The sequence below is a fragment of the Sphingomonas faeni genome, assembly GCF_040407565.1.
Classification (GTDB): Bacteria; Pseudomonadota; Alphaproteobacteria; order Sphingomonadales; family Sphingomonadaceae; genus Sphingomonas; species Sphingomonas faeni_F.
The window spans coordinates 1-888 of record NZ_JAPZPR010000022.1; the positions used below are offsets into that span (position 1 = coordinate 1).

Sequence of the window (888 nt, forward strand, 5' to 3'; positions counted from 1 at the left end):
TGGCCGGCGGGGTGCCGTATGCGGTCTCGAAACCGAGAGCCATGATGGCATTCTGGCCGCGTGCGCGTCCCATGAGCGTTCTCCTGTCAGGCGAGGGGGTTGGGCGTCGAGTAGGACGCGATGATCATGATGTCGGCGCCGCGGGGCGGCTGGCTGCCGCCTTCGGCGTAGATGTCTTCGGTTGCGGCCGAGGTCGTATCGAGCCAGTCGCAGAGCCCGCCGAGCGTCCGATCCGCAGCGATACCTTCGCCGATCGCCATCAGCATGACGTCGAGCGCTTCTTCGCTGGTCAGCCCACCGCTCTTCAGTCCTGAAACCTCCAGCGGGATGCGATGCTCGTAATTGTAGCTGGGCGGGCTCAGGTCGATCTGCGGCTCGCCGGGGTCCCCGGTACGCACCACGACCATCCCCGTTGCGGGCACCACCGCGGGCGGTGCTTCCGCGCCATCCAGGCCGAGAACCTTTGCGCCGGGCAGCGCGAGATTGATCAGTTGCTTGATCGCGAAGAGGACGTCGGTGCGTTTTGACATCAGTCGGCGAGCCTGCGCTCGAATGCAGAGACGAATGCGTCGCCCCACTGATCGGCTGGCTTTTTCAGGTCCAGCAGCTTGGGAAGCCGGACAGACCGGACGAGCGTGAACATCAGCGTCAACTCCTGCTTCCCTCGACCGATGCGGCCCTTTCCGGCTTTTCGGAATCCGCCGCTCTTGGTCACGCCGCGATCGCGCGCGATGAATGCCAGCAGCCGGCCTGCCCGGCCTTTGAGGATCACGAATTCCTGATTGAGTTCGGCCTGCACCTCGTCCGGCGTCATGCGCTTGGTCGAAGTGGCCCGACCTCGTCCGCGCGCGCGCGGAACGTTCTTGGTCGGGATCCACAGGTATTTTC

2 protein-coding genes are annotated in these 888 nt (G+C 64.9%); both read right to left on the reverse strand.

From position 1 onward, the window contains the following. Nucleotides 1-86: 86 nt before the first annotated feature. Nucleotides 87-530: a hypothetical protein gene (locus O6Y00_RS21955; RefSeq protein WP_353444626.1), complete on the reverse strand. Its 444-nt coding sequence runs from the start codon at nt 528-530 to the stop codon at nt 87-89. Beyond that, nucleotides 530-888 (reverse strand): hypothetical protein (locus tag O6Y00_RS21960; protein WP_353444627.1); only part of this gene is annotated, 359 nt, incomplete at its 5' end. The genes O6Y00_RS21955 and O6Y00_RS21960, both read right to left, overlap by 1 nt.

Excerpts from the sequence above, each read along its gene's own strand:
- O6Y00_RS21955 (WP_353444626.1), bottom strand. The coding sequence starts at position 530 with ATGTCAAAACGCACCGACGTCCTCTTCGCGATCAAGCAACTGATCAAT.